At 42.3% G+C, this 24,737-nt stretch carries 22 protein-coding genes; 12 read left to right on the top strand and 10 right to left on the bottom strand.

The features are described 5' to 3' along the window. Positions 1-35 precede the first annotated feature (35 nt). Genes Aba26S_RS04785 through Aba26S_RS04770 form a run of 4 tightly spaced genes read left to right on the top strand, consistent with a single transcriptional unit; the run spans position 36 to position 2,399 of the window. Positions 36-755: an MtnX-like HAD-IB family phosphatase gene (locus Aba26S_RS04785; protein ID WP_043970332.1), complete on the top strand. Its 720-nt coding sequence runs from the start codon at positions 36-38 to the stop codon at positions 753-755. Continuing rightward, entirely contained in the window at positions 752-1,639 is an 888-nt protein-coding gene (locus tag Aba26S_RS04780) for a carboxylesterase (protein ID WP_043970330.1), read from the top strand. The genes Aba26S_RS04785 and Aba26S_RS04780 overlap by 4 nt, the downstream gene beginning before the upstream one ends. Beyond that, positions 1,636-1,995: an EamA family transporter gene (locus Aba26S_RS04775; RefSeq protein WP_043970328.1), complete on the top strand. Its 360-nt coding sequence runs from the start codon at positions 1,636-1,638 to the stop codon at positions 1,993-1,995. The genes Aba26S_RS04780 and Aba26S_RS04775 overlap by 4 nt, the downstream gene beginning before the upstream one ends. After that, positions 1,992-2,399, top strand: a complete 408-nt coding sequence (locus Aba26S_RS04770; protein WP_043970325.1) for a multidrug efflux SMR transporter — start codon at positions 1,992-1,994, stop codon at positions 2,397-2,399. Before Aba26S_RS04775 ends, Aba26S_RS04770 begins: the two co-directional genes overlap by 4 nt. Before the next feature lie 413 nt (positions 2,400-2,812). Here the strand turns inward: Aba26S_RS04770 and xseB are convergent, their stop codons facing one another. The 4 genes from xseB to Aba26S_RS04750 all read right to left on the bottom strand — a co-directional run bounded on the left by xseB (position 2,813) and on the right by Aba26S_RS04750 (position 6,966). Then, the gene (gene xseB, locus Aba26S_RS04765; protein WP_005271643.1) at positions 2,813-3,010 is read right to left on the bottom strand and encodes an exodeoxyribonuclease VII small subunit; all 198 of its coding nucleotides are present in this window, start codon (positions 3,008-3,010) and stop codon (positions 2,813-2,815) included. Further along, complete coding sequence (gene xseA / locus Aba26S_RS04760; protein WP_043970322.1) at positions 3,003-4,262, bottom strand: exodeoxyribonuclease VII large subunit; 1,260 nt, start codon at positions 4,260-4,262, stop codon at positions 3,003-3,005. Before xseA ends, xseB begins: the two co-directional genes overlap by 8 nt. Before the next feature lie 153 nt (positions 4,263-4,415). Then, positions 4,416-5,774, bottom strand: a complete 1,359-nt coding sequence (locus Aba26S_RS04755) for an amino acid permease (RefSeq protein WP_081408432.1) — start codon at positions 5,772-5,774, stop codon at positions 4,416-4,418. Between the two features lie 349 nt (positions 5,775-6,123). After that, positions 6,124-6,966, bottom strand: a complete 843-nt coding sequence (locus Aba26S_RS04750; RefSeq protein ID WP_043970320.1) for a 2OG-Fe dioxygenase family protein — start codon at positions 6,964-6,966, stop codon at positions 6,124-6,126. Between the two features lie 636 nt (positions 6,967-7,602). Between Aba26S_RS04750 and Aba26S_RS04745 the strand changes: the two genes are divergently transcribed. Genes Aba26S_RS04745 through Aba26S_RS04725 form a run of 5 tightly spaced genes read left to right on the top strand, consistent with a single transcriptional unit; the run spans position 7,603 to position 11,471 of the window. After that, positions 7,603-8,262 (top strand): amino acid ABC transporter permease, encoded by a 660-nt coding sequence (locus Aba26S_RS04745; protein WP_043970353.1) that lies wholly within the window; start codon positions 7,603-7,605, stop codon positions 8,260-8,262. Next, positions 8,252-8,923, top strand: a complete 672-nt coding sequence (locus Aba26S_RS04740; RefSeq protein ID WP_043970318.1) for an amino acid ABC transporter permease — start codon at positions 8,252-8,254, stop codon at positions 8,921-8,923. Before Aba26S_RS04745 ends, Aba26S_RS04740 begins: the two co-directional genes overlap by 11 nt. Further along, positions 8,920-9,651, top strand: coding sequence for an amino acid ABC transporter ATP-binding protein (locus Aba26S_RS04735; RefSeq protein ID WP_043970316.1), 732 nt, complete (start codon positions 8,920-8,922; stop codon positions 9,649-9,651). Before Aba26S_RS04740 ends, Aba26S_RS04735 begins: the two co-directional genes overlap by 4 nt. A gap of 39 nt (positions 9,652-9,690) precedes the next feature. Beyond that, the gene (locus Aba26S_RS04730; RefSeq protein WP_171248918.1) at positions 9,691-10,572 is read left to right on the top strand and encodes a transporter substrate-binding domain-containing protein; all 882 of its coding nucleotides are present in this window, start codon (positions 9,691-9,693) and stop codon (positions 10,570-10,572) included. A gap of 32 nt (positions 10,573-10,604) precedes the next feature. Next, positions 10,605-11,471, top strand: a complete 867-nt coding sequence (locus Aba26S_RS04725) for a cysteine ABC transporter substrate-binding protein (RefSeq protein ID WP_043970313.1) — start codon at positions 10,605-10,607, stop codon at positions 11,469-11,471. Positions 11,472-11,851: 380 nt separating this feature from the next. Here the strand turns inward: Aba26S_RS04725 and Aba26S_RS04720 are convergent, their stop codons facing one another. The 4 genes from Aba26S_RS04720 to Aba26S_RS04705 all read right to left on the bottom strand — a co-directional run bounded on the left by Aba26S_RS04720 (position 11,852) and on the right by Aba26S_RS04705 (position 16,031). Continuing rightward, positions 11,852-12,730: a CopD family protein gene (locus Aba26S_RS04720; protein ID WP_280638687.1), complete on the bottom strand. Its 879-nt coding sequence runs from the start codon at positions 12,728-12,730 to the stop codon at positions 11,852-11,854. A gap of 79 nt (positions 12,731-12,809) precedes the next feature. Beyond that, positions 12,810-13,181, bottom strand: coding sequence for a copper resistance CopC family protein (locus Aba26S_RS04715; protein WP_043970311.1), 372 nt, complete (start codon positions 13,179-13,181; stop codon positions 12,810-12,812). Positions 13,182-13,300: 119 nt separating this feature from the next. After that, positions 13,301-14,488: a TCR/Tet family MFS transporter gene (locus Aba26S_RS04710; protein ID WP_043970309.1), complete on the bottom strand. Its 1,188-nt coding sequence runs from the start codon at positions 14,486-14,488 to the stop codon at positions 13,301-13,303. A 319-nt stretch (positions 14,489-14,807) separates the two neighbouring features. Further along, a complete protein-coding gene (locus Aba26S_RS04705) occupies positions 14,808-16,031 on the bottom strand; it encodes an MFS transporter (RefSeq protein ID WP_043970307.1) in 1,224 nt (407 codons plus the stop codon). A gap of 151 nt (positions 16,032-16,182) precedes the next feature. Here Aba26S_RS04705 and Aba26S_RS04700 point away from each other — a divergent pair, with 151 nt between their 5' ends. Beyond that, on the top strand, positions 16,183-16,959 hold the full coding sequence (locus Aba26S_RS04700; RefSeq protein WP_043970305.1) for a helix-turn-helix domain-containing protein: 777 nt from the start codon (positions 16,183-16,185) through the stop codon (positions 16,957-16,959). A 95-nt stretch (positions 16,960-17,054) separates the two neighbouring features. Beyond that, positions 17,055-18,206, top strand: coding sequence for a winged helix-turn-helix domain-containing protein (locus Aba26S_RS04695; RefSeq protein ID WP_043970301.1), 1,152 nt, complete (start codon positions 17,055-17,057; stop codon positions 18,204-18,206). A 55-nt stretch (positions 18,207-18,261) separates the two neighbouring features. On the opposite strand, the gene Aba26S_RS04690 is transcribed toward Aba26S_RS04695, so the two are convergent. Next, on the bottom strand, positions 18,262-19,452 hold the full coding sequence (locus Aba26S_RS04690; protein WP_043970298.1) for an acyl-CoA dehydrogenase: 1,191 nt from the start codon (positions 19,450-19,452) through the stop codon (positions 18,262-18,264). A gap of 306 nt (positions 19,453-19,758) precedes the next feature. After that, positions 19,759-23,232, bottom strand: coding sequence for an indolepyruvate ferredoxin oxidoreductase family protein (locus tag Aba26S_RS04685; protein WP_043970296.1), 3,474 nt, complete (start codon positions 23,230-23,232; stop codon positions 19,759-19,761). Positions 23,233-23,434: 202 nt separating this feature from the next. On the opposite strand from Aba26S_RS04685, the gene Aba26S_RS04680 reads away from it, so the two are divergent. Then, complete coding sequence (locus Aba26S_RS04680) at positions 23,435-24,373, top strand: LysR family transcriptional regulator (RefSeq protein WP_043970349.1); 939 nt, start codon at positions 23,435-23,437, stop codon at positions 24,371-24,373. Positions 24,374-24,737 lie beyond the last annotated feature (364 nt).

Genomic DNA, 24,737 nt, shown 5'->3' with positions numbered 1-24,737 from the left:
AAAAAGATTTTTAAATTATCCATATGAGGCATCTTATGTTCATGGTCAACCAGCATTACGATACAGACCACACTGTACCCTGCCATATTTTATGTGACTTTGATGGAACAATTAGTTTAAAAGATACGACTGATCACTTGTTAGAGACATTTGCTAGACCGGGCTGGCAAGATATTGAGGATGAATGGGTTGCTGGAAAAATTGGTTCTAAAGTTTGTATGCAAAAACAAATTGCCTTGCTGGATGTTTCCATTGATGAGTTATATGAATGCCTAGATCATATTGAAATTGATTTAGGATTTCTGGAATTAGTCAAGATTACAGCACAATATAAAATTCCTTTAACAATCGTGAGTGATGGGCTTGATCTGGTTATTCGTCATATTTTAAAACGCTATCGTTTATACCATTTACCCATCATTGCCAATCATTTGGCTCAGTTAGATGAGCGAAGCTGGCAGCTCGAGTTTCCCAATGAGAAGTTGAGTTGTATCAGCCAAAGTGGCACTTGTAAGTGTAGTGTTGCACAACAGTATCCGAAGCAGCATATCATCTTAATTGGTGATGGTCGTTCAGATTTCTGTCTTGCCGCTCAGGCGGATTATGTTTTTGCAAAAAAATCATTGATACAGCACTGTAAAGATCATCATATTTCTCATACGACTTTTGAGAATTTCGAAGAAATTTATCATCCTTTGGCTAAACTGCTGAATAGTGATTTAGGGCAGGATAACTCTGTTATGGTGATAACATGATAAAAGATCATTCATTTTTTCTCTCAGGCAACCGCACGGGCATTTTACTGATTCATGGATTGACTGGAACGCCGAATGAGATGAGAGGGATTGCACGAACATTTCATCAAGCGGGTTATAGTGTATCTGGTGTTCAATTGGCTGGGCATTGTGGTGATGTGCAAGATCTGGTGAATAGTCGTTGGGAGGATTGGTTTGCGAGTGTAACTGCAGCGGCAGAAAAGTTAAAACAGCATACCGATGAAATTTTTGTTGCAGGGTTATCGATGGGAGCGTTATTGGCACTAAAATACGCCTCGGTCTATCCTGTCGCAGGCGTCATTGGTTATAGTCCTACGTTTCAATACGATGGCTGGAGTATTCCATTATGGTCAAAATTGTTGGCGCCGATTGTATTGCCGAGTGTGCATTATCTCAATATTTGTCGTAACAATACCTTTGATGAAGCTGAACCATATGGCATTAAAAATAAGGTCTTGCGTTCTCGTATTGTTCAGGCAATGAATAGTGGGGAAAGCGGAGAGGCTGGCTTACCTGGAAATCCTTGGCATTCGCTGTTTCAGCTACAACGTTTGTCGCGCAATGTCCGTAAAAACTTGACAAATATTACTGCCCCGTGTCTTTTATTACATGCCTATGATGATGATATTTCTCATCGTAACAATAGCCAATTGGTTTATGACAAAGTCAAGGGACCTAAACGTTTAGTCTGGCTATATAATAGTTATCACATGATTACGATTGATAATGATCGCAAGCAAGTGATTGAAGAGTCTCTGCATTTCATTCAACAATACCAGCGTCGGCACAATAGTGCACCTAAATCGCATTCAACCTCACAAGAATTCACTACCCCCCCGATTAAGGTGGGGCTGCTTGTATGAATGCAATTGTATTTGGCGTATGGATGTTAACTATTTTAATTGATACGGTTGGGCAGTTGGCGTTTAAGGCCGCTGCTCATGAAAGCAAAACCAATCAAGGGCTTGATCATTGGTGGTTCATGTTCAAACGTCCGTGGTTATGGCTCGGTATTTTTTGTTATATCTTTGAATTTGTGGTTTGGCTGGCTTTTCTTTCATTGGTTCCACTCTCCATCGGCGTTATGCTGGGCTGCATTAATATTGTGGTAATTATGCTTGCTGGGCGATTATTCTTTAAAGAAAAACTGACCCGAAATCGATTAATTGGTGTGGTGTTGATTGCATTAGGTGTCACCATTGTTGGGGTTGGTGCATGAAAAAGTTTTATATTATTGGCTTTCTGGTACTGATGCTGTTTGATACTTTAGCGCAGATCAGTTTTAAATTTGCGTCTGTTCATGCGATGCCTTTAACTTTTGATTGGGCATGGTTGGTTCGTGTATTTAGTCATCCTTGGATTTATGGTGCGTTCATTGGATATCTGGGGGCTTTCTTTATCTGGATGAATTTACTTAAACATGCCCCCATTGGTCCAGCTTTTGCTGCATCACATTTAGAATTAATTAGTGTGATGTTTTTGTCTATCTGGTTATTCAATGAGCCACTTACATTCACCAAAGTTGCAGGTGCCATTCTGATTTTTGCTGGAGTCTGTTTTCTAGCTAAAGATGAAGAGAGTCATAGCCAAGAAGCTGATCTCAGCAAAGAGGTTGAGAGTTAATGACTCGACCCACGGGTTGTTGATAGAACGTCATATACAAAGAAATTGCGCAAACGAATTCATAAGTTCGTCATAACCCTATGAAATAATCTGTTTTCTAAGCTAAATTTATTCAATGATAGATAGAAAAGTTGTATGACGGATGAGTTGTTTGTTGATTTTGAAAAGTCAAAGATCATAGAAAAAAATGAACATGGTTTATTGGAAGGGTATCACTTCTATTTGTTTATGGATGATCGGGCTGACGAATATATCAGTCGATTGAATTACATCAAAAAAAAATATTCCTGAAACCGAGTATCTATCCTACGGCGCCGTAAATATCGACCAATTGATCATGAAGCTAGCAGAATTGTATAAGTACAAAAAATGAAGCAATGCTTTAGAGGATACGCTTAGAGCAGAACAGGGCACTAGTTTTCTTTAAACGTCTCATTCAACGCTTGTTGTACGGCATCGACTCTTGTTTTGCAGGCTTTGTAAGCTGCCATCGACTCTTCAACAATCTTCATGAGATTATCAATATCAGGCTCGTCCTGTGCTTCTAACAGCTCGGCATTCTTTTTTAACAGCTGGTAACCTTCTTGAAAGCTTAACTCTTTTTTACTCATGATGAATTACCTCACTGACATTGGCATGGATGTAGCCATCTTGCATTTCGATGGAGACAGTCGATGTCACTTGATCGACCGAGCGAATCGCTTTGTTTTCACTACGAATAATGCCATAGCCTTTGGCCAAAACATTCTTCGGATTTTGTAATAGGGTTTCCCGCATTAACGCTTCAATTTGCGTCGAAGCCAGCTTTAGTTTTTGACGGGCAAAATATTGTAGGGTTGATTTAACCACATCAAGCTGCATATGGCTGGTCATGATTTGATTCTGAGCCAGTGTCTTGATGACATTCATGAGCTGATCATTTTGACTTTGATAGGCGGTTATCTGATGTTGTGAGAGTAATTTAATGGTCTGTAGATGATCGATGACATCTTGTGAGCGCTCACTGATCAGATTGCGAATACCTGCGATGACCTTACTGGGGGTATCGAAGGAACGATGTGCAATTTCATCTAAAATGGTACGATCTTTTTCATGGCCGATTCCCACCCAAATCGGCACTTTACGTTTACACAGTAGGGCAGCAAGATCGTAGTCATTTAAGTAAGCCAGATCATTCACAGCACCACCTCCGCGAATAATCACAATAAGATCAGGAGGTAAGCTAAATGTTTTTGCCCATTGACGTAGTCCTGAGCTTAATGACTCCATAATACTGTGTGCGGCCGTATTGCCCTGAAAAGTCGCGTTATGGTAAACAAAATGGCATACACCAGCTTGATCTAAAGCATCGGCATCTTTTTTGAAATCGCCCAATCCTGCTGCATTTTCTGGTGCAATGACCAGTACATTTTCAAGATCAAAAGGTGTCGGAAGTGCTTTATTCAAATGAAGCAAACCTTCACTGCTTAATCGGGCAAGAATCTGCTGGTAGCGTTTCGCAATATCGCCCAAGGTAAAGCTTGAGTCGATGTCTTCGATATTGACTGAGAAACCGTATTGCGGATCAAAGCGAGCTTTGATTTTTATTAACACATTTAAGTCTTTTGAGAGTTCTATGCCACTTTCACGCTCAAATTTGAGCACCATTTTAGCTGCAGTAAATTTCCAAATCGTGGCTTTACAGCTTGCGATGACCTTGTCTGTGTCTTGTTCTTTTTCAGCGAGCTCAAGGTAATAATGACCAGCTTTGATATTTAAATTTCGAATTTCTGCTTTGACCCAGACTGGCTCATCAAAAGCCACGCGTATGACTTCCTGTATCGTCGATAAGTAATCGCTTAGAGAGAGTTGCAGATCAGACATGGAATCAAGTAATAACAGAGATATGCCTATAGTAGCAAATTGAGTAAGCTGATAACAAATCAGGCCTATTATGTCGGAATTTATGATTGAGATGGGGGAAGGCATCTACAGCTTTTACTGTTAAGTGCTGTAGATGCGAATGATTGATTATCCTTAAAGTGATTTATTCCATTTCAAGACTTTAAATAATCCAAACATAAACATGATCCAGACTGGAATTAAAATGACGGATTCTTTAAAGCCTTGTGTCCACATGATGTATAAAATCATGACAATAAAGGCGAGAACCAGATAGTTACTAAACGGCGAGAACAATGCTGGAAATTTAACGGCCGTACCTTCTAGTCGAACTGCACGTTTAAATTTTAAGTGGGTAAAGCTAATAATGGCCCAGTTTAAGACCAAGGCTGCAACGGCCATGTACATCAGGTGACTTAATGCCTGTTCTGGAACAAAATAGTTCAGCAATACACAGCCAAAAATAAGCACAGAAGAAAAAATTACCGCTGGCATTGGCACGCCTTGCTTGCTGACTCTGGCAAAAATCTTAGGTGCATTACCCTGTACAGCAAGTCCAAACAGCATACGGCTATTGGCATACATACCACTGTTATACACCGAGAGTGCAGCGGTTAAAATAATAAAATTCAGTAAATGTGCGGCCCAATCAATGCCCAATTGACTGAAGATCATCACGAAAGGACTTTTATCCAAGCCACCTAAATCCAGTTGATTCCATGGAATCAATGACATGATGATAGCAAGGGAAGCTACATAGAACAGCAGAATTCGGAAAATCACCTGATTAATCGCTTGCGGAATACTTTTTTCTGGGTTTTCTGCTTCAGCTGCGGTCATACCAATCAGTTCAATGCCGCCAAAGGCAAACATCAAGAACGCCAGCATATAAAACAGACCAGAAAAGCCATGTGGAAAGAATCCGCCGTGCTGCCATAAGTTGGTGAAAGTTGCAGTGGAATCTGCACCGGCAGTCAGTAGTAGGTACAAACCGAACAAAATCATTGAAATCACTGCAACGACTTTAATAATAGCTAACCAGAATTCGGATTCACCATAAAATTTCACATTGCCGAGGTTTAGGCAGGTGACGATGATGAAGAAAAATAAGGTCGAAATCCAAGCAGGAATGTGTGGCCACCAATAATGGATGTATTTGGCAATTGCTGTCAGCTCAGTCATTGCCACTAAAATATAAACCACCCAGTAGTTCCAGCCCGATAAAAATCCTGCAAACCTTCCCCAATATTTTTGTGAGAAATAACTGAAAGAACCAGCGACAGGTTCTTCTACGATCATTTCACCCATTTGACGCATAATTAAAAATGCAATTAAACCGACAATGGCATAGCCTAAGATAATCGAAGGGCCAGCCGATTGGATTACTTGAGCAGAACCTAAAAACAGTCCAGTACCCACAGCACCACCCATCGCGATTAGGTGGATATGACGATTTTTAAGCCCACGTTTTAATTGGGGAGAGGTGTTATTCAAGATAGGATGCGCTGAATATAAAAAGCTGGGGCCATTGTAAAGGATTGATTCAGGATCGCCTAGTTTGAAAATGAGATTAACGAAGACATTATGTGAGCAATTCAATGAAATAACTCTCTGAATGCTCTGGATGATTTATTGTCTTAAGTCTCTCAAAATTCAATTTGATCTTTAACTACTTACAAGACAATCAACCCTTAACTCGTCTTAACAGGGTGGATGTAAAATAGAGTTTAAAGGTTCAATTTACATTTTTTATGATGTGCTCTGTCTATTGTTTTAAAAGCCTCTGGCTCCTAACTTAAGCAGGATAGTCATAAGGTAGCAGACAGAGGTGGCCGGATATCGATCATATCTTTTGCTTGGTTAATGAGAAATCAATCAAGATGACCCATCTTTCACCGAGGTAGTTAAGTTGGTTGTTGGGAATCTTTTGAATCGGTGACACGTAATGGCATACAGAGGAGTGATGCATCGCAAAACTGTCTAAAATATTCTTTAAAGTGAAATGGGTATAAATATTCTCAGCACTTACATCTTCTAAGCGTTTGTTCTTTTCGCTTGGGCTGGCAATGTAATTTTCTCCGCCAGTAATGTTGCTGCTTCGGTAGAACAGATGGGCAAAGGTAAATGGCTTACCATCCTGATGGAAACTATCAGGCATATTGATCCCTAAGTACTGTACATCTGAAGTCAATTTAACGAAATGTATGCCGACATAGATCGGCAGATAATATTCTTTTAAACCGAACGTAAGCGCATAGTCCTCAGTAATTAGTTGATTTAGATAGTGGGACAGCTTTACATTTTGGCTCAGTGCATTGAAATAGCGAATCGAATCTTGTCCAGATGTATTATTTCCCTGATCATATCCTGAGAGTTCCTGACCATCTTCAGACAATGTTGTGGGTAACCAAATTGGTCTGATCTGTTTTTCCCAAGGGAGGATTAAGGCATTGCCATAGCGGATAAAGCGATGATTCTCAGCTGCTGAAAAGGGATCTTGTTCTAAAGCTTTGAATTCTCTTGCAATGGTTATTTTTGACTCAATATCGATGTCCGACGCTTTATATTGAATAAAGCCATTTTGCCGCAAATTCTCTTTGAGTGTTGAAAATTTAAAATCGTAGGTGAAAGGTGATTGATAACTTGAAAGTATGTCTTTAGTTGCTAGATTTTCTTCTACTAACATGAGCGGACCTTTTATCAACTTGGGTATTTAATAGTCTAGATAGAATATTTAAAATTTATTAAATCCAAATATAATTATTATTAATAATCATATGTTTTAATATAACAAACGGTTAATTTTATATGAAATACATGAGCTTGCTTGAACGTTAGGTTTTTTTAATAATTCTCTCAAAATATGTCGGAAGTTTTGGGGTTTGTTTTTATTGAATGTGTTTATATTTTTTCTATGTAGGGAGTATTTTATTTATATCATTTGGTAATTTTATCTTATTTTAATCATTTATTTAGGTATCTATTGATTAGGTTAAGGTTTGTTTTTCGATATTTATAGCGTAGTACAGTTTTCCCGTGCTATTTCAAATTTTTAATAATTTTTAGCTGATATCATTTTAATAACATAGACGCGTTCTTTGCGTTGTAAATAGCCATGCACATGTATCTTGTTTCACGAAAGCATTTAAGCATTTAAGCATTTAAGCATTTGAATTAGATCAATATCGAATCATTATAATTTCTGCAAAGCTTAGCAAATAATAATATTTCATGTGAAATTTCAATCAGCATAGACTCATCCAAAGATAAGTAACAACAACGTATTTATCAAAAGAATCAATTTTTCATTCGGATGTTTTCTTTGGATTGGCAGTATATACAGAGTGTGCTGCCGCAGTTCTATGCGGCCACCCTCATGACCTTAAAAATCTCCTGTATTGGTATCGTGTTATCTATTTTACTTGGGCTGATCTGTAGTGTGATTAGCACCTATCAGGTTCGGGTATTGAATAAAATTGTCAAAGTTTATATCGAGGTTTCCCGCAATACACCCTTGCTCATTCAGCTGTTTTTTCTTTATTACGGTTTGCCTAAGATCGGGATCAAACTGGATGGTTTTACTTGTGGTGTGATTGGTCTGACTTTTCTAGGTGGCAGCTATATGGCAGAAGCCTTTCGTGCAGGCTTACAGTCAGTTGCGCAAGGACAGATTGATTCTGCCCGAAGCGTAGGCTTAAACGCCGTGCAAGTCTTTCAGTATGTGGTGTTTCCGCAAGCATTGTCATTGTCTATTCCGGCGATTGGTGCGAACTGCTTATTCCTGATCAAGGAAAGCTCGGTTTTGAGTGCCATTGCCGTGGTGGAACTTCTGTTTGTGACCAAAGATCTGATCGGGATGGATTACAAAACTACAGAGGCGCTATTTCTATTAATCATGGCTTATCTGATCATTTTGTTACCTGTTTCGGCACTAACAAGTTATTTGGAATACCGCAGTCGGAAGGTGAGCCATGGGACTTGAGTATTTATTTCAGCCGAGTCATGTCGAGCGTTTACTGTATGGCTTGTTGCAAACCATCGAAATTGCCTTTCTATCCGTGTTTTTATCTGCGATTTTCGGGACAGTATTTGGGGTGATCATGACCTCAAAAAATATGCTGGTCAAAATTCTGTGCCGTTTCTATCTGGAAACCATTCGGATTGTCCCCATTCTTGTTCTTTTGTTTGTGTTCTATTTTGGCTTAGCAACATGGTTTAACTGGCAGTTATCATCATTCTGGGTCTGTATTTTTGTATTTACCTTATGGGGAACTGCAGAAATGGGCGATCTGGTACGTGCTTCGATCACCTCGATTGATCAGCATCAACGAGATTCTGCCTATGCCGTAGGACTCAATCATCTACAGGCTTTAGCCTACGTGATTTTCCCTCAAAGTCTAAAACGGGTCACCCCAGGGGCATTAAATCTGTTTACCCGTATGATCAAAACCAGTTCATTAGCTGTATTGATCGGGATGGTGGAAGTCCTGAAAGTCGGACAGCAGATTATTGAAAACTCATTATTGACCGTGCCCAGCGCATCGCTGTGGATTTACGGTTTCATCTTTATTCTTTATTTCCTGATTTGTTATCCATTATCGCTTTTAGCAGCGCATTTAGAAAAAGTGTGGGAGAACGCATGACTTTGTTATCGATACAGCATTTACACAAGTTTTATAAACAAAGTCATATTTTGCATGGCATTGATCTGGACGTACAACAAGGTGAAGTGGTGGTGATTTTGGGACCATCCGGTTGTGGCAAAAGCACCTTATTACGCTGTATCAATGGACTGGAACCGATTCAAGACGGTGAAATTCACCTTCAAGATGTGGGTGTATTGGGGCAGGATTTGCCATGGGATAGTGTGCGCCAGCAGATTGGGATGGTGTTCCAGAACTATGAATTATTCAAACATATGAATGTGATCGATAACATTTTGCTGGGTCCTCTAAAAGCACAAAAACGACTACGTGCGGAAGTGGAGCAATTGGCCGATCAATTGTTGCAGCGCGTAGGTTTGCTCGATCGTAAATACGATTATCCCGCCAATTTATCAGGTGGACAGAAGCAGCGAATTGCCATTGTTCGTGCCTTAGTGATGCAACCGAAAGTGATTTTACTGGATGAAATTACCGCAGCGCTTGACCCTGAAATGGTGCGGGAAGTCCTAGATGTGGTGCTGAAACTGGCGCAGGAAGGCATGACCATGTTGATTGTGACCCATGAAATGGGTTTTGCCCGCAAAGTGGCGGATCGCATTATTTTTATGGATAAGGGCAAGATCATTGAACAAAGCTCGCCAGAAGCATTTTTTCAGCATCCGCAGACGGAACGCGCCAGAACCTTTCTCAATATTTTGAATTATTAAAAGCAATAAGAGGATGTTATGAAATTGAATATTGTCGCCGTGGCAGACCGAAATTCATTGAAAACAAAGATATTCAGTTTGGGTATGCTGTGTTTCATGGTGGGTGGTTTATTGACTGGGTGCAATCAACCGACATCATTAGAACCGAAAATTTCGGCGCAAGACACTTCACTGGAACAAATCAAAAAAAATGATGTGTTACGGGTTGGGGTCTTTGCGGACAATCCACCGTTTGGTTATGTTGATAGTGCAGGCAAAAATCAGGGTTTTGATGTGGCATTGGCCAAGCGAGTAACTCAAGATTTACTCGGGGATGAACATAAAATCCAGTTTGTGGTAACTGAAGCAGCTAACCGTGTCGAGTTTTTAAAGTCAAATAAAGTCGATGTAGTTTTTGCCAGTTTCTCCGTAACACCAGAACGGCAACAGGTGATTGATTTTTCCCAGCCTTATTTAAAAGCATCCTTAGGGATTGTTTCCCCCAAAAATAAAGCCATTACGGATGTAAAAGCGCTTGAGGGTAAAACCTTAATTGTAAATAAGGGCTCAAGTTCAGACAGCTATTTCAGTAAAAACTACCCTAAAGTCAAATTGTTGAAATTTGAACAAAATACCGATGCTTTTAATGCACTCACTGATGGACGTGGTGATGCTATTTCTCAAGACAGCACTTATGCCTTGGCCTGGGCTGCTAAGAATCCTAATTATGTGGTGGGTATTCCACAGATTGGCAACGAAGATTTTATCGCAGCAGGTGTGAAAAAAGGCAATAGCCAATTACTGCACTGGCTCAATGATGAAATCAAGCAGTTAAGGACAACGGGCGAAGTTCAGAAAATTTATGACCAAACCTTGAAACCGATTTACGGTGAAAAAGTAAATGCCAATATCTTTTTAGATGTTGATTCCGCTAAGCAATAACAGATTTTCAAAACGCTAAAAAAGGTGAAACTATGCAAACAATAACATTCTCAAATCTGCAAAAACTACTACTGGCTTCTGTATTCAGTTTGGGGTTGACGGCATGTAATAAAAATCCACAGTCCACGGAAAAGCCAGCTGATACGTCGGCTAAGGTCTCCAGCATAGAGCAGATCAAGAAAAATGGTGTGGTTCGTATCGGGGTGTTTAGTGATAAGCCGCCGTTTGGTTATCTGGATGCACAAGGTAAAAATCAGGGCTTTGATGTTGAAATTGCCAAACATGTGGCCAAAGATCTATTGGGCGATGAAAACAAGGTTCAGTTTGTACTGACGGAAGCGGCCAACCGTGTTGAATATCTGAAAGCCAATAAAGTGGATATTATTTTTGCCAATTTCACCGTGACGCCTGAACGTGAGCAAGTGGTGGATTTTGCGAAACCCTATCTAAAAGTCGCTTTAGGTGTGGTCTCTCCTAAGAACAAACCAATTACTGATATTGCGCAGTTAAAAGGCCAAACCTTGCTTGTGAATAAAGGAACCACAGCAGATTCGTTCTTTAGTAAGCAACATCCTGAGATCAAATTGCAAAAATATGAACAAAATACCGAAACCTTTGATGCTTTAAAAGATGGTCGAGGCGTGGCCTTAGCCCATGACAATCTTCTAGTCTTGGCTTGGGCAAAAGAAAATCCAAATTATACCGTGGGGATTACCAAGCTGGGTGAGCAGGATTTAATTGCACCTGCAGTACAAAAAGGGAATAAAGAATTATTGGACTGGTTAAATCAAGATTTGCAAAAATTAGCCAAAGAAGGCGTGATTCATCAGGCTTATGAAAAAACCTTAAAGCCGGTCTATGGCGATGGTATTCCTGCTAAAGATCTAATTATTGAATAATCAGTAGTACTGAAGACAAAGGCGAGGCGAGATTAAATCTTGCTTCGCTTTTTATTGCTGGGGGTTTACTTAGCTTACAAAGTACAGACAGTGATCAGAAAATCGGGCCCTTGGAATGAATAAAACAAGTGGTTGACTATGACACGACCTCAGTTATTGGCGTAACAAGGCTGTCAGCGTAAATCCAGTTAGAGCAAATCAGTCAAATCAAGGTGATCTCATATAGCAAGCCTGTATATTTATTAATCTTATCTTTATTCTAAAAAGACTTGGTCAGACTGAACACTGCTGCGGTTTTAACATCTTTTTAATGCACTCGAGTGAATCAGGGCTTTATTCAAATGGTCATGATTCACATCGAATAGCAGTTCCTTGTGATTTTATTCAATTCCGACAACAGTCGTAATATAGGCAGTGGTCATTAAAATCATGAAACCGAGTGACATTTCAAACAAAATGGCATAGCCGAGTTGTTTGGCAAATTTAGCCTGTTGTAAACGTGGGCTAAAGTACCATTTGTTAAAAGCGGCCAACAGTAAAATGCCGATAACCAAGACAAGCTTAATGATAAAATCTTGTCCATAAGGTGTGGCGCTGAGCACATCAAAATCTTTAAACAAGAGTAGTGCAAGGGTGATGCCACATGCAATCAGAATGCCGACGATAAATGCGGCAATCTGTCCAAATAAATGCATAGATTGTTTTAACGGTAGTCCACTGATAATACGGCTGGTTTTCCAAAGCGGATAGAGCGACCCCATCCAAACAGACATTAAAAGCACATGGATCGTCAATAACAGCTGGGCGAAAGTGGGGAGATGGGTGACATGGCCGAGTTGAGAAAAACTATAGGCGATCAGCAATATTGGGATTGGCCAAATGCATTTTTCAAAAAGAGTAATTTCTGTTCTGTGCATTTTGAGTTTAAAAATCAGCAACGCTAGAAGTAACGCAAAGCTGATCATACGAAGCAGATGGGCATGTCCGGTCGCAGTGTTGATCAGAATGTTGATATAGTTCCAGTCAAACATGCCGAGCAGGCCTGTATTGGCAAAGCTTCCAACTAAAAGCAAGAAACTTAGCGTACTAGACATAAAACCAAGAATGGCTCCAATGCTGATGTAATTGACCATCCCTTTTTTGATTTCAGCATAGTGTCCGAGGAGGAAGTAGCTGAATGCACCTCCAATGACAAAAGCAGTACTTAGATATAGACTGATTTTTGTTATCCAAGCGGCGAATATCCAATATCCAGACATTATTTTTATTCCTGACACCGAGCAACTGGTCAAGGGATGAGATTGGCAAGTTGCTCATCTATTTCGAGTTTGATTTGGCTCATTTCAAAGTGAAACTATATTCACCGTTCATGTTGTGTCCATCTTTGCCCATGGTGCTCCAAAGTACGGTGTATTTACCTTTTTTCAGTGTAGGGATGGCAATATCAAAGGTTTTTTTCAGGTCATGGCTGACCTTGTAATTCAATGGAAGCTCTCGGCGTTGTTCATCTAAAACTTGAATTTTCATTAACATCACCTCATCATCAAAATTAAGGCTTAAATTTTTAGGTTGGCTTGAAACTATGGTATTTGCTGCGGGTGTAGCACTGATCAAGCTGACATGGGCAAAAGCGGTTGATGTTGCAATCGTTAGGGTTGTACCGATGATCAGGTTGCGCAACATGGTTTTACTGTTTTGCACAAAACTCATTTTTTATCCTCTTTTAAAACATGATGTGGGACTGAGGGCGCAATCAGCGCTCTCAGCTTTCATGGTTTATTATCCAAGCTGCATCAGTACTTCTGAACAACAGGAAAATTACGTTTTTGTCATTTTGAAGGTTGCATATTTGGTTTGAGGCTACGAATCACAATGGGCAGTGCAAGCAGATAAATCATGACCACACTCAGCCAGATTGCACCCGGCCATTCAGATTGAAATTGAAAATACAGGGTGGAAAATAGTAGAGGAGCAAACATGGAGGCCAAGCTGATGGTAGAGGCAATAATGCCTTGAAATTGACCTTGTTGTTCTGGTAAAACTTTTTGCGAAGCCAAGGCTTGCAATGAGGGGCTACCGATACTGCCTAAGGCGAAAAGCGGCATGATGGCAAAAATGATCCAGCCTTGTTGAGCAAAAGCCATGATGGATAATGCAATACAAGAGCAACTTATTCCGATAAGGACGGTGTTTCGGTCTCCAAATCGTCTGGAGGCATGCTGAGGAATAAAGGCTTGAACCAGCATTTGAGATAAACCAAAAGCAGCTAAAGATAGACCTACCCAAAAACCGTTCCATTGAAAGGTAGCATGTCCCCACAACGCCCAGCACACCGCATAAGCTTCACCTGTGCCACTCAAGATAAAAAAGGTGGCAATTAAGGGACGTATATTCGGGATCGCCCGAAGCGAAGTAAAGGCTTTAAATGGATTCAGGCTCGAAACAGTGTTATTTGAGAGTTCTGTTGTTTTTGACTCAGGCAATGCCCAATAGGCCAGTAAAAAGTTGAGACCTGAAAGAATGGCTGCAATAAAAAAGGGCAGTCTGAGCCAGTAGTCACCCAGCCAACCTCCAAGGATTGGTCCAATAATAAAACCTGCACCAAACATCGCGCTCATGAGGCCAAAGTATTTGGCACGTTGATCTGGTTTGGTCATATCGACGAGATAGGCGGAAGCAACCGACATATTGGCACTGCTCATGCCTGCAATGATTCGACCGATCACTAGCAGCACCAGACTATGTGCAAAGGTCAAGAAAGTGTAGTTGATGGTTGAACCTGCCAATGACAGCAGCAGAATCGGTCGCCGTCCAAATCGGTCACTTAATGCACCGAGTACAGGTGAAAAGAGGAATTGCATGGCGGCATAGAGACTGCCGAGCAGACCAATGTATAATGCAGTCTGATGACTATGTGTAATATCTTGAAGTAAGGCGGGTAAGATTGGAAAAATCAGCCCAATGCCAATCGCATCTAAAGCAATGGTTGAAAAAATAATAAATAGAGAGCGATTCATAAAGCGTCCTATCGAAAAAGCAGGCACAGAAATACTGTGAGAACCTGTTAACGATGCCTGATAACAACTCAAGCCCTGATGAACGCTGACCGAATCTTAATGATTGGGATATGTGTTGATGTGATATTTTTCACGAATGAAAAAACATCAGCATCAATTTTTCGCGGTTTTTATCGTAACAATGAAAACGAAGGAATCTAGCAAGTTCCAACGATGGCTAAAATTCTAGCACTTAAACGTGCAGGCAAACAAGATCATGTTGATCTATCAAAACAACTGCATCAAGCCCGTTGGTATGCTGCAGTTGTTGAGAGATGGATTATTTTTTGGTATTCGGCAAGAACGCAGTCATAAAACCTAATAAAGGCAGGAAGGAGCAGAGTTTATAGACCCAAACAATACCATGGGTATCGGCTAAATGCCCCAGTCCTGCTGCACCAATCCCACCGATCCCGAACATCAGTCCAAACATCAAGCCAGCAACCATACCGACGCGACCAGGCACGGCTTCTTGAGCATAAACCACCAAGGCAGAGAAAGCAGAGGACATGATTAAACCAATAATAATGACCAGAATTGCCGTGCCAGTTAAGCCAACATAAGGTAGCATTAAGGCAAATGGTGCAATCCCCAAGAAGGAGACCCAAATCACAGCTTTACGGCCAATCCGATCGCCCACAGGGCCGCCCGCAAAAGTACCCAGTGCTACTGCACCTAAAAATATAAATAGATATAGCTGAGAAGTTTGAATAGAAACATTAAAACGTTCAATCAGATAGAAAGTAAAATAATTGGTAATGGCCGCGATATAGATAAATTTGGCAAACATCAACACACATATCACCGCCATAGCCTGAATCACTTGTTTTAGGTTTAAGGTGGAGATGGCACCTTGACTGGCAGCACGCTGTACAGGTGCTTGCTTGACCACCCATTTGGTGACACGTAATAAAACAAATATGGCCAAAGCAGCAACCAAAACAAAGAGGCCAATTGCCCCTTGTCCATTCGGAATAATCACAGCCGCAGCCATTAATGGCCCAATCGCAGAACCTGTATTACCTCCAACCTGAAACATCGATTGTGCTGTACCAAAACGTCCGCCTGACGCAGTACGGGCGATGCGAGAGGCTTCAGGATGAAAAGTCGATGAACCGACCCCAATTAGTGCAGCAGCAAATAATAAGCTGTGGAAGCTTGCTGCAATTGCCATCAAGCCAATGCCAATCAGTGTCGCTGCCATACCCATCGGCAATAAATAGGGTTTTGGATGTTTATCGGTATATAGCCCAATCCAAGGTTGTAATAAGGATGCGGTAATTTGATAGACCAAGGCAATCCAGCCGATTTGAGCAAAACTTAAGGAAAATTCGGCTTTTAACATCGGATAACTTGCAGTGACTACGGCTTGAATTGAATCATTTAACAGATGGGCAAAAGCAACTGCGCCGACAACACGTAACACGAATTTCTGCGGTTGATCATTGGGGGGAAATTGCTCTTGCGGAAATGCATTCTCAAGAGTGCCTGTATTGCTTGCCATGATTGCTCCAACACGTTATATCAGCTTGAAATGGTGCTGCTGAAAGAGGTTTGTTTTTCAGTGTTTTTATCCTAAACTGAATAGAAATCGGCCCACAATCATATTTGGGACAGATAGTATCGAGTTCAGGCCATTTTGGGGGAGGAGGGCAATGCGTAATATTCAGGTCAACGACTATCAGGATGTGGCGCGTGAAGTGATGGCCACGGGCAATGATTATGCTGATGGTCATCTGCTGGCGAGTCATCGCCATCGTCGAGGTCAATGTCTGTATGCGATTACAGGGGTAGTAACGGTCATTACCGCTACTGGCAGTTGGGTGGTGCCACCGAAACGTGCACTTTGGATTCCAGCAGGGATTGACCATGAAGTACACATGGGTGGGATCACCAAAACCCGTAGTGCCTATATTCTCCCTGAAACCGCAAATGCGGCAGGCTTGCCAGCCTATTGTGCAGTGATCAACGTGTCCCCTTTATTGCATGAGCTATTGTCGACCGCGGTTGATTTGCCTGTTGAATATGCGTTGGGTAGCCGAGATGATTATCTTATGCGATTAATCATTGCAGAAATTGCACTGATGCCTGAACTGCCTTTAAATGCGCCCTTGCCGCAAGAACCACGGTTAGCGGCCTTATGCCTGCAATTGTTAAAAGCACCTAACTTGGACGATGATCTTGATCAAATTGCCGCACAAGTTGGCATGAGCCGCCGTAACTTTACACGAATTTTTCGGCAGCAAACGGGGATGAGCTTTAGTAACTGGCGCCAGCAAGCCTGTTTACTTAATGCGCTGACCCGAATGGAATTGGGCCAATCCATTACCCGTGTGGCAATCGAGCTGGGTTATAGCAGCAGCAGTGCATTTACCGCAGCCTTTAAACGTTCTTTGGGTGTGGCGCCTCGTTTTTATATACAAGGAAAATAAACAAGGGGTTGGCATAATTGTGTTAATTTGAATAACTGCATTTATTGCAGCTTCATCTATCTTTATCGATAAAATATGATTTAAATGACAATATTATGATTTCATTATTAAAACGCTTAGCTTTATCCCATCAGGGTTTAGAACAAAACAATAAATTTGGTGAGGGCTTATCTGGAACACAACAAGCCATTGAACATCTGGGCTATGTGCAAATAGATACCATTTCAGTGGTGGAACGTGCCCATCATCATGTGTTGTGGAGTCGGGTGCCGAATTATCAATTGGGTCATTTAAATCAACTGGTACAAGATCAACTGATTTTTGAACATTGGGCCCATGCTGCATCTTATTTACCGATGCGGGATTATCGCTATGCCATGCCGTTAATGCATTCTATTCGTAATGGGGAAAGCCGTTATTTCTCAAGAGGCGATCAGAAACTGATGCATGAGATTCTGGCTCAGGTGAAGGCCGAAGGCAGAATCCGACTTAGAAATATGCAGAAGGAAAAACGGGAAGGATCAGCAGGCTGGTGGAATGCTGGACCGAGTCGCAAGGCAATTGAACAGTTATTCATGCAAGGCGATTTAATGATCTGTGAACTTAATGGCATGGAGAAAGTGTATGACCTGACTGAACGTTGCATACCGAAGGGTCTTGATGTCAGTACACCGACTTTACAGGAATATGCGCAGTATTTATTGGATACCACCATACGTGCCCATGGCGTATTTACATGGAAGCAGTTGCTGCATTTAAAAACCAATAAAGATTTACGTGACATCATGCGTAAACTCTTGGACGAACAGATTGATGCAGGTGTGATCAATCTGATCAAGCTGGAAAGTGGGCAAACGGTTTATGTGGCGAGCGCCGTGTTGGAACATGAACCCAAGATTGAAGCGGAGGTTAAAATCTTATCTCCGTTTGATAATCTGGTGATTCATCGGGAACGTTTAAGTTGCTTATTTGACTTTGATTATCGGATTGAATGTTATGTGCCTGCAGCCAAACGACAATATGGTTATTTTTGCTTACCGTTGCTTTATGCGCATGATTTTGTCGGACGAATCGATTGTAAAGTGCATCGTCGTGAACAAAGATTAGAAGTGATAAGTTTGCATTTAGAAGATGCCAAGATGCGAAATCGAGATGAGTTTCTGCTTGCATTAGAACGAGAATTACAGCGTTTCGCCCAATTTAATCAGTGTACAACTATTGATCTGGATAAGATCAAGTTGCGATAGGGCGAGCCATCTAGCGTCGATGCTCGCCGTTTTATTTTATTCGTCACTTAGCGCTTTAGAACGCTGCGAGCCCTGTCTGGGCGCGACCTAAGATCAAGGCATGCACATCATGCGTCCCTTCATAGGTATTCACAACTTCAAGATTGACCAGATGACGGGCGACACCAAATTCATCACTGATCCCGTTTCCGCCCAACATATCTCGCGCCAAACGGGCAATCTCTAAGGCCTTACCACAGTTATTACGTTTGATTAGAGAGGTCGCTTCAACCGAGGCAATACCTTCATCTTTCATTCGACCAAAACGAAGGGCAAGTTGTAGGCCGAGCGCAATTTCAGTTTGCATGTCGGCTAATTTTTTTTGAATCAGTTGGTTGGCAGCCAGTGGCTTGCCAAATTGCTTTCGATCCAGTGTGTATTGGCGTGCAGTATGCCAGCAAAATTCAGCTGCACCCATGGCGCCCCAAGCAATACCATAACGGGCACTGTTCAAGCAGGTGAAAGGGCCCTTTAAGCCACGAACGTCTGGAAATGCATTTTCTTCAGGGACAAAAACTTGATCCATCACAATTTCACCCGTAATAGACGCTCTTAAGCCGACTTTGCCGTGAATTGCAGGTGCAGAAAGCCCTTGCCAACCTTTTTCTAAAATAAAGCCACGAATCGGGCCGACATTGCCTTCAGGCGAAACTTCTTTGGCCCACACCACAAATACATCTGCAATTGGGCTATTGGTAATCCACATCTTGGCGCCAGTTAAACGGTAGCCACCTTCTATTTTCTTGGCGCGACAGGCCATACTACCTGGATCTGAACCATGGTCGGGTTCGGTTAGGCCAAAGCAGCCAATCCATTCACTTGTGGCCAGTTTAGGTAAGTATTTTTGCTTTTGTTGCTCAGTCCCAAATTCATGAATGGGCACCATCACCAATGAGCTTTGCACACTGGCCATTGAACGATAGCCTGAGTCAACGCGCTCAATTTCACGGGCAATCAGACCATAACTCACATAATTCAAGCCTGCACCGCCATATTGTTCTGGGATGGTGGGTCCGAGCAGGCCTAATTCACCCATTTCCCTAAAGATGTGCGGATCGGTTGTTTCATGACGGAATTGATCAAGTACCCGTGGCATTAACTGGTCTTGGCAGAAGGCATGGGCTGTATCACGAACCATGCGCTCTTCTTCGTCTAGTTGCTGCTCAATTAAAAAAGGGTCATTCCAGCGAAATTCAACACGGCTCATTCTTTATTCCTTGATCATTATTTTCGCAATTTCTTGTCAGTTTTTTTTAACTTGAGCGTTCAAGTTAAGTAGAGTTACTTTAACTTATTTGAGAGATGCATCAATTAAATTTCTATTCGATGCGTGCTCTATTCTGGGTTTATCGTCTATGGAATTTAGGGTTTGTTAGCTCTGGGATTTTTACAATGCGTCTGGATTAACATACCATCAAACAGATGCGGTACTGATCCAGAGCGATGTTGATTTTTAATCAGCTGACTGAGTAGATATTTTATTGAATATACTCAGTCAGCGATTTATTGGTACTTAAACTTTGTTGGTGAGATCAACTGACAACTCATCCCAACGTTGGTTTGCGGCTTGCATGGCCTGCATCTTAATATGTCCAAAACCCCGCACTTCAGCAGGCAATTCGGCAATCTGTTCTGCAACAGCCAAATTATAGCTGTTTGGTGATGAGATCAGGGTTTCAACAAAAGCGATATAGCGCTCCCGCCATGCTTGCTCATGTTGACGTTCTTGCTGACGGGTAAATGGATCGAAAAAGCTTTCTCGTAACCATTGTAAGCGTGCCAGCAACATCATTGGAAAGCGCATCCAGTAGCCAAAGATACGTTTACGGATATTTTGATCAGTACCCAAGGTCGGTGGTGCAAGATGATAGGAAAGACGGACACCACGACCAAATTGCGACTCAATTGATTTTTTAAAGCTTGCGCCAGTGAGCAAACGTGCCACTTCATACTCATCTTTATAGGCCATGACACGATACAGTTGGGTTGCGATGGTGCTTGCCAATGTTTCAGGCAGCAATTTAGCCACTTGCTCTAACAGCATTCTATAGCGCTCTGCATAGGCTTCATTCCAATAGTCTTGCAGACGTGTGGTGCGGTCATGGATCAGTTCAGCCAGTGTTTGCGGTACATTGCTTTTTGGCAGGCTGGCGAGTAAAGCAGTGACTAAGTCTGGATCACTGGAGAGATGACAACCAATACGAAAGGCTTCAAGATTTTTGTCAATCGCCGTGCCATTCAGTTGGATGGCTTTTTCAATACTTTCACGTAGCAAAGGAACTTGCCCTGACTGCCATGCCATACCGAGCAAGATCTGATTGGCGTAGATGGCATCACCCAATACTTGGGTTGCAATGCGTGCAGCAGGTAAGGAAACCAGTTTCCCTTGTTGGACACGGCCGCGCAGACGATCGATTAAATCATTAATCGGTGCATACCAATCACGTTTGTTAATAAAGTCAGAGGTCGGTGAACCATCTTCATTGACGATCACCATTGCATCTTGTTTTAAACGGGAGAGCGCGGCATTGCTACCTGCTACAATAGCATCGGCACCGATCAATAGATTACATTGATATTCTGGAATTTTAGTCGATGAAATTTGTGCATCATCGGTGGCAATTTGGATATAGGAATATACCGTACCGCCTTTTTGTGCCAGCCCAGCCATGTCCATGACCCGGGTTGCTTTACCTTCCAGATGGGCTGCCATACCCAGTAAAGCGCCGACAGTGACCACACCTGTACCACCGACACCCCCGACCATAATACGACTCGGCGTATCAGTCAGTTGAGGAATCACGGGGCGATCAGGCCAACCCGTAGCAAAGCCTTCAAATTTGGCAGGCCGTTTCATATTACGGGTATGAACGGTCACAAAGCTTGGGCAGAAACCTTCTACACAGGTGAAATCTTTATTACAGCTGCTTTGATTAATCTGACGTTTGGTGCCTAAAGTGGTTTCTACAGGTTCAATCGACAAGCAATTGGATTTTTTAGAACAATCACCGCAGCCTTCACAAATGTCACTATTGATATAAAGACGTTCAGCTGGGTCAGGATACATATCGCGTTTACGGCGACGACGCTTTTCACTGGCACAGGTTTGCACATAGATTAAAGCGGTCACACCTGAAATATCACGTAATTCACGTTGCACGGCATCGAGGTCATTTCTGTGGCGGATATCGACATGCGGCGCAAGATGTTCTTCGGCATGGATCAGTTCGGGTTCATCCGTGACAATCACTTGTTTTTTAATGCCTTCGGCATCCAGTTGTCGAGTCAGTTGCGCCACACTCAAATGTCCATCAACATGCTGACCACCGGTCATGGCGACCGCATCGTTATAGAGAATTTTATAGGTAATATTGATGTTTGCCGCAATGGCTTGCCGGATTGCCAGATAGCCAGAGTGGAAATAGGTGCCATCACCGAGATTGGCAAAAATATGCTTTTCATTGGTGAAATGTGAGGCACCCGCCCAACTGACACCTTCACCACCCATTTGCGAAAAGGTTTCTGTGCCGCGATCTAGTGATACCGCAATATAGTGGCAACCGATGCCACCTAGCGCACGGCTGCCTTCTGGTACGACTGTTGAGGTGTTATGCGGACAGCCGCTACAAAAATAGGGTTTACGTTCAGCCAGATCCAGCACGCGTCGTGATTCTTGCTCAGCTTTTTGCAATAAATCGACACGACTCTGGATTTGCTGTCTTAAACTTTCGGGCAAATCTAATTTTAAAAACCGTGCTGCCAACATTTTGGCAATCGGCTCAGGCTGGAACTCGTAATGACCAATCAATGGAGCTTCCTCAAATGAGGTACTCCATTCACCTTTACCATGGATTGCTTTGCCGATCACATGCGGACGCTGTTCATCAGGTAGGGAATACAGTTCATCCTTGATCTGTGCTTCCATAATTGGACGTTTTTCTTCGACCACAATCAGTTCTTGTAAACCTTCAGCAAATTCACGCAGACCTTGGGGTTCTAATGGCCAAATCAGTGCAACCTGATAAACCCGAAGACCCAGTTGTTGCGCGGTTTCATTTTCAATGCCGAGAATGCGCAAGGCTTCAATGGTATCGAGATAGCCTTTACCACTGGCTGCAATGCCGATACGGGCATGCTCACACGGCCATGTGATCTGGTTGAGTTGATTGGCGCGGGCATAAGCCAATACCGCAGGTAAGCGATATTGATAAAGCCGTTGTTCTTGTTGGATGCCATGATCTGGCCAGCGAATATGGATGCCGTCGGCAGGCAGCTCGATTTCAGGTAAAACAGGGGTGACACGATCGAGATCGACAATGACCGAAGCTGAAGTTTCAACAATTTCACTGACCAGTTTCATTGAGGTCCACACCCCAGCAAAACGTGACATGGCCACCGCATGGCCACCGAGATCGAGAATGTGTTGTACAGAAGTGGGATAGAAAATTGGAATGCCACACCCCATCATCACATGTTCGGACTGATGGGGAACGGTCGATGATTTACAGGAATGGTCATCCCCAAACAGCGCAACTACGCCACTATGTTCGGCCGTTCCTGCGAGGTTGGCATGGCGAAGTACATCGCCTGAACGGTCTACACCTGGACCTTTACCATACCACCATGCAGTAACACCATCATATTTGCCTTGACCTGCGAGGTTGGCTTGTTGTGTGCCCCAAATGGCAGTCGCCGCGAGGTCTTCATTAATACCGGGTTGAAAGACGACATTGTGATCTTTAAGTATGCCTCCAATTTGCCAAAGAAAATTATCATAGTTGCCGACAGGTGAACCACGATAACCCGAAATAAAACCAGCAGTGTGCAACCCATTCAGCTCATCACGGCGTGTTTGTGCCAGAGGTAAGCGAACCAGTGCCTGAATGCCCGTCATATAGGCTGAACCGTAATCACTGATATATTTATCGTCCAGTGATACATCTTTAGTGGCAATAATTTTTGGAGCAACTTTTGTCGCTATATTCATTTATGTCTCCTTAGAATTGTGTGTAGTTTTGACTACTTTCTTTTTTCAACATCCGGTTGAATATTTGGAGTAAGTACATATTTTAAAAAGACTGATCAGCGGCGTTCGCTAAAAAAAACTGCTCAATCAATGTACATATTTGTCATTGTGGTTGATCCAGACTGGTGCAACAATGCGTAATTTAGAAAAAGATATTTACGTTATGCGCAAAAATCTTGATGGTGGATTGCTACATGCCATGCATGCCTTCCTGAAAGTGATTGATAGCGGGAGTTTCACGGCTGCTGCGGAGCAGATGGATCTCACAACAGCGCAGGTTTCTCGATTAATTAGTGAATTAGAAGGGCGTTTAGGTACAAAACTCCTACAACGCTCGACCAGACAGCATGCCTTGACCGAAATTGGTGCAAACTATGCAGAGCAGTGCCGACAAGTATTGGCCATGGTGGAGGAATCTGAAGCCCAAGCCATGGGCATGGCAGCCAGACCGCAGGGGCGGTTGCGGGTATTGAGTATGGCCAGTTTTGGCCATCATTATCTGGCGCCGATGATGGCGGAATTTTGTCAAACTTATCCAGAGCTTACGGTTGAATATCGCACTTCGCAAAATGTACCTGATCTATTAGGCAAAGGGATTGATGTCAGCCTGTATCTCACCGAGTCCTTGGCAGATTCACGATTTGTGGCGCGTCGAATTGGTACCATCTTTTCGGTGTTATGCGCTTCGCCTGCCTATCTGGAAAAACATGGTGAACCTCAATCCTTGGATGATTTGCAAAAGCATGCCTGTTTACGTTTGGTCAATCCGTCAATTACGCCGCAATGGCATTTGGTCAGTGAAAACAGCTGTTCTTACCAGATTGATATCACTGGTCCCTTGATTGCCGATACCCCTGAGTTGTTGCTGGATGTGGTACAGCAGGATATGGGGATTGCATTATTGCCAACCTTTTCATCGATTGATGCAATTCGGGCAGGGCGACTGCGCCGTATTTTACCTGCTTGGCGATCGCCTGATATTGGAGTCTATACCTTATTGCCATCACGTCATTTTGTGGATGCAAAAACACGGGCATGGCTGGAGTGGGTCGAGCAACATATTTCTCCGAAAATCCAAATGGATACGGATTATTTTTTATAAATGGGTTATTGAATATATTATTTATCTGAGTTTAATGTAATTTCTTTTTAAACTACTGAAAATAAATAATCATGCTAGAGTCATATAGTGCTCTCATCCTGTTTTTAGCAATAACCTGCGGTTCGCCTTACTTTGGTTTCGCCCAAAGTAAGCAAAGGCATTGTCATCTACAAAACCTGTTCACTTCTTTCAATTAAATAGATGGATTGCAAAAACAGAATCTTACAGATATCCCGCAGTTTGTAGATGACGTCTCCGAGTATCATATAACTACACCAAACCTGTGTTATTTAAATAAATTATGAAACAAGAGAAAAATGTCCGGTGATTAGTTTTGTGAGTTTAAACGTGAACCTTGATTCAC

Source organism: Acinetobacter sp. NBRC 110496, from assembly GCF_000876115.1.
Lineage (GTDB): Bacteria > Pseudomonadota > Gammaproteobacteria > Pseudomonadales > Moraxellaceae > Acinetobacter.
This window is presented reverse-complemented; position numbering and strand designations above follow the sequence as displayed.